Origin of the sequence: Promicromonospora kroppenstedtii DSM 19349, from assembly GCF_000515355.1 — a bacterium.
Classification (GTDB): Bacteria; Actinomycetota; Actinomycetes; order Actinomycetales; family Cellulomonadaceae; genus Promicromonospora; species Promicromonospora kroppenstedtii.
This window is the reverse complement of record NZ_KI911594.1, coordinates 21925-26905: the sequence shown is the minus strand read 5'-3', so window position 1 is coordinate 26905 and position 4981 is coordinate 21925. Positions and strand designations below refer to the sequence as shown.

Genomic DNA, 4981 nt, shown 5'->3' with positions numbered 1-4981 from the left:
TGCGGCGGCTGCGCGCCCGGGTCGCGGCCGACACCTCGCGGCGGAACCGGGTGCGGAACTCGCTCTCGCCGGTGCGCTCCGGGTGGATCACCTTGATCGCGAGCAGGCGGCCGCTGCGGGTCGCCCCGAGGTACACCACGCCCATGCCGCCCCGGCCCAGCCGGCCGCGGATCTCGTAGCCGCCGATCTCGGGCGGGTCGTCCGCGGTGGTGGGGGTGATCTCGGGCGCGCTGACACGGCGCGCGACGTCGGACAGCACGGAAGGAGCGTAACGGACCTGGTCAGGTTCACCCGCCGCCAGGGGAGTCCTACCCGCCGCTGACGCTCAGCTCGGCCTCGCGCAGCCTGGCCTCGAACTCCTCGGACAGGTCACGCGAGTCGAGCCAGCCGTACGGCAGGTGCGGGGTCTTGGGGGAGCCCGCGCGTCCGCGGGGCCCCTCGGCGTCCTCGCCGGGGTACGGCGCGTCCAGGTCCAGGGCGTCGAGCCGCTCGCGGAGCTCGTCCAGGGTGTCGATCAGGGCGAGCGAGTGCCGCTTCTCACCGCCGACGGCGTATCCCTTGAGGTACCAGGCCATGTGCTTGCGCAGGTCGCGCATGCCCTTGCCCTCGTCGCCGTCGAAGTACTCGACCATGAGCAGGCCGTGCCGGTAGATCGTGTCGGCCACCTCGCGCAGCCCTGGCCGCACCCGCAGGTCGGAGCCGTTGAACGCGGCGGCCAGGTCGGCGAACAGCCAGGGGCGACCCTGGCAGCCCCGGCCCACGACGACGCCGTCGGCCCCGGTCTGCTCGACCATGCGCACGGCGTCCTCGGCGGACCAGATGTCGCCGTTGCCGAGCACCGGGATGGTGCGCACGGCCTCCTTGAGGCGTGCGATGGCCTCCCACTCGGCCTGCCCGGAGTAGTGCTGGGCGGCGGTCCGGGCGTGCAGGGACACGGCGGCGACGCCGAGCGACTCCGCGATCCGGCCGGCCTCGAGGTAGGTGAGGTGGTCGTCGTCGATGCCCTTGCGCATCTTGATGGTCACGGGCACGCCGTGCGGCTCGGCGGCCTCGACCGCCGCCTTGACGATGTCCGTGAAGAGCTGGCGCTTCCACGGCAGGGCGGCGCCGCCGCCCTTGCGCGTCACCTTGGGCACCGGGCAGCCGAAGTTCAGGTCGACGTGGTCGGCCCGGTCCTCGCCGGCGATGATCTTCACGGCCGCGCCCACGGTCGCCGGGTCCACGCCGTACACCTGCGCCGAGCGCGGCGTCTCCTCCGGGCCGAACGTGACGATCCGCAGGGCCTCCACGTTGCGCTCCACGAGCGCGCGGCTGGTCACCATCTCCGCGACGTAAAGGCCCGGGTCGAAGCCGGCCGACCGGCCGGCCTCGCGGCAGAGCGTGCGGAAGGCGCGGTTGGTCACGCCGGCCATCGGTGCGAGCACCACCGGCGTGCCCACCGTGATGGGCCCGATCTGGAGGGGCTTGAGCAGCGAGGTCGGGGCGAGCGCGGAAGTCACGGGTCCATTCTGGCGCACACCGCCGGGAGGCCGCTGCGACGCGGGCCACAGGCCCGCCTTGAACGGTGAAACATCTTTTGCCGACCTCTGTCGGACATGCTTCTAATTGCACTGCTGGGACGTCGTGGAGGCGCGACGCTCCGGGACGTGAAACCGGGCAACCGGACCGTGCACGAGCGCATGGGGGTCTCGCGATGGCGCAGCATTCCGAGAGCAGCACGCAGGGCCGTACGGCCAAGATCAGCGTGGCCACGCTGACCGCCATGGTCGTGGGCTCCATGGTGGGCGCCGGCGTCTTCTCGCTGCCGAGCCGCTTCGCCGGCGAGACCGGGGTGCTGGGCGCGCTGATCTCCTGGGCGATCGCCGGTACCGGCATGCTCATGCTCGCCTTCGTGTTCCAGCGGCTCGCGATCCGCAAGCCCAACCTCGACTCCGGGGTCTACGCCTACGCGAAGGCCGGGTTCGGCGAGTACCTCGGTTTCTTCTCGGCCTTCGGCTACTGGGCGAGCGCGTGCGTCGGCAACGTCACCTACTGGATCCTCATCATGTCGACGCTGGGCGCGGTGCTGCCCGTGCTGGGGGAGGGCGACACCCTCGTGGCGTTCGTCGCGTCGTCCGCCTGCGTGTGGGGGTTCTACCTGCTCGTGCGCCGCGGCGTGAAGGAGGCGACGACGATCAACCGCATCGTCACCGTCGCCAAGCTGGTGCCGATCATCATGTTCGTGCTCATCGCGGCCTTCCTGCTCGACCCCCAGGTGCTCGCGGAGAACTTCCAGGGCTACGGCATCACCGGCCCGCTGTTCGACCAGGTGCGCGGCACCATGCTCGCCACGGTCTTCGTGTTCCTCGGCGTCGAGGGAGCGAGCGTCTACTCGCGGCACGCGCGGCGCCGGGAGGACGTCGGCCGGGCGACCGTGCTCGGCTTCCTCATGGTGCTCGCCATCTTCGCGTCGGTCACCATCGTGTCCTACGGCATCCTCCCGATGCAGGAGATCGCGGACCTGCGCCAGCCGTCGATGGCGGGGGTCCTGGAGGCGGCCGTCGGCGGCTGGGGCGCCGTCTTCGTGAGCGTGGGCCTGATCGTGTCCGTGCTCGGCGCCTACCTCGCGTGGACCCTGATGTCGTCCGAGGTGCTGTTCGTCGCGGCCAAGGACCGGGACATGCCGCGGTTCCTCGCGACGTCCGACGCGAACGACGTGCCCCGCGCCGCCCTCCTGATGACGACCGTGCTGATCCAGGTGGTCCTGTTCGTCACGCTGCTGTCCGACGACGCGTTCACGTTCGCGCTCGACCTCACCAGCGCCCTGTCGCTCATCCCGTTCCTGCTCGCCGCCGGCTTCGCACTCAAGCTGGCGCTGGGCCGCGGCGGGCCGGCGGAGGGCAGCCGCACCACGGGCGACCTCGTCATCGCGTCCCTCGCCGTGCTCTACACGGCGTTCCTGCTCTTCGCGGCCGGGCTCACGTTCGTGCTGCTGTCGTTCGTGATCTACGCCCCGGCCACGGTCCTGTTCGCGATGACGCGGCGCGAGCAGAACCGGCGCGTGTTCAGCCGGGGTGAGCTGGTGATCTTCGTCGTGTCGGTGGTCGGCGCGGTGATCGGCGTCGTCGCGCTCGCCACGGGCACGATCTCCATCTGAAGGCGATCTCCGTCCGAAAGGGAAGACCATGACGATCCAGAGCGACGACACGACGCGGCCCTCGGCGGCCTACGGGGTGCACTCGGAGGTCGGGCGCCTGCGCAAGGTGCTGGTCTGCCGCCCGGGCCTGGCCCACCGGCGGCTCACGCCCACCACCTCGGACGACCTCTTGTTCGACGACGTGCTGTGGGTGGACCGGGCGATCGAGCACCACGCCGGGTTCGTCGCCGACCTGCGGTCCCGGGACGTCGACGTCGTGGAGCTGCACGACGTGCTCGCCGCGACCATGCGGGTGCCCGGGGCACGGGACTGGCTGCTGGACCGCAAGATCGTGCCGGGCGTGGTCGGCACCGGCATGATCGACGCGACCCGCGAGTTCCTGGAGGGCCTGGCCCCGGAGCAGCTCGCCGAGTACCTGATCGGCGGCCTGGCCACGCAGGACGTGCCCGACCTGCCGGCCGCCCACCGCTCGCTCGCGGAGTACACGCTCGACTCCCGCGAGTACCTGATGGCGCCCGTGCCCAACACCCTGTTCACGCGGGACACGACCTGCTGGCTCTACGGCGGCGTGACGCTCAACCCCCTGTACTGGCCGGCCCGGCACGACGAGACGCTGCTGATGAAGGCCGTCTACGAGTTCCACCCGGACTTCGTGGGGTCCACCGTCTGGTGGGGCGACCCGGAGACCGACCACCAGCGGGCCACGCTGGAGGGCGGCGACGTGATGCCCGTGGGCAACGGCACCGTGCTGGTGGGCATGAGCGAGCGCACCTCCCGGCAGGCGATCACGCAGGTCGCCGCTGCCCTGTTCGCGGGCGGCGCGGCGCGGCAGGTGGTCGTGGCGGGCATGCCCAAGCTCCGCTCGGCCATGCACCTGGACACGGTCATGACCTTCGCCGACGTCGACACCGTGACCGTCTATCCCCGCATCGTCGAGGCGATCCACGCGTTCGTGCTGCGGCCGGGCAGCCCCTCGACGGGCTCAGGACGGCGCACCGGCGAGGTCGACGTCACGGACGAGGGCGACACCCCGTTCCTGGACGTCGTGGCGCGTGAGACCGGGCTCGGCGAGCTGCGCGTGATCGAGACCGGCGGCGACGTGTACGAGTCCGAGCGTCAGCAGTGGGACAGTGGGAACAACGCGGTAGCGGTGGAGCCCGGGGTCGTGTTCACGTACGACCGCAACACGACCACCAACGACCTGCTGCGCAAGGCCGGCATCGAGGTCATCGAGATCAACGGCGCCGAGCTGGGGCGGGGCCGCGGTGGCGGCCACTGCATGACCTGCCCGATCGTCCGCGACCCGGCCTTCTGAGCGCGCGGTCCCGGTTCGCCCCGGCGCCCGTGGCCGGGCAAGATACGGCCTGACCTGATCTTTGGCCATGGGTAGTTCAATCGTGGACTGGCCCCGTGCCCGGGGATACGGTTCGGCTGCGGTATGCCGAGGGTCGTTGACGGGTGTCGAAGAGGGAGTTGCGCATGGCCGGCCGGATTCTGGAGCTTGACGCAAGACAATGGGCTGCGGTGACGGCCGAGGCGAGGGACGGCGGCGGGACGACCGCCGTGGGCACGGCGCTCGCGGAGCACCTGGGTGCGCCCGTGCGCGCGACCCTGATCGCCACGTCCGGCTCGAGCGGCACGGTGACCCGCCTGACCCTGATCGGCGACCACGCGCTGCTGGTGATCCAGGTGATCGCCGAGCGCGACGGGGAGACCTTCCTGGCGCCCGGCGCCGAGCTGCGGTTCGCCACGGCCGACGAGCTGTGGCCCGCGCTGACCGCCGCTCTGCCTCCGTTCGAGGCCCTGCGGGCCCCGGCGTCGGCCGTGCCCGGCCCCGCGCTCGGC

The 4981-nt window shown here is 71.6% G+C and carries 4 protein-coding genes and 1 pseudogene; 3 read left to right on the top strand and 2 right to left on the bottom strand.

Annotated elements, in window-relative coordinates; translation table 11 throughout:
- Positions 1-259: pseudogene (locus tag PROKR_RS33635) on the bottom strand (hypothetical protein); the annotation flags it as partial.
- A gap of 49 nt (positions 260-308) precedes the next feature.
- Positions 309-1499: a tRNA dihydrouridine synthase DusB gene (gene dusB, locus PROKR_RS03130; RefSeq protein ID WP_036959452.1), complete on the bottom strand. Its 1191-nt coding sequence runs from the start codon at positions 1497-1499 to the stop codon at positions 309-311.
- Positions 1500-1693: 194 nt separating this feature from the next.
- Between dusB and PROKR_RS03125 the strand changes: the two genes are divergently transcribed.
- The 3 genes from PROKR_RS03125 to PROKR_RS33630 all read left to right on the top strand — a co-directional run.
- Complete coding sequence (locus PROKR_RS03125) at positions 1694-3136, top strand: basic amino acid/polyamine antiporter (RefSeq protein ID WP_036959451.1); 1443 nt, start codon at positions 1694-1696, stop codon at positions 3134-3136.
- 28 nt (positions 3137-3164) lie between these two features.
- Positions 3165-4451 (top strand): arginine deiminase, encoded by a 1287-nt coding sequence (locus PROKR_RS03120; RefSeq protein ID WP_036959450.1) that lies wholly within the window; start codon positions 3165-3167, stop codon positions 4449-4451.
- 209 nt (positions 4452-4660) lie between these two features.
- Positions 4661-4981: hypothetical protein (locus PROKR_RS33630; RefSeq protein WP_036959449.1), on the top strand; the 321-nt coding region annotated here is incomplete at its 3' end.

Bases quoted from the DNA above. Each gene is read 5' to 3' on its own strand.
- PROKR_RS03125 (WP_036959451.1), top strand. From the start codon at position 1,694: ATGGCGCAGCATTCCGAGAGCAGCACGCAGGGCCGTACGGCCAAGATC.
- PROKR_RS03120 (WP_036959450.1), top strand. From the start codon at position 3,165: ATGACGATCCAGAGCGACGACACGACGCGGCCCTCGGCGGCCTACGGG.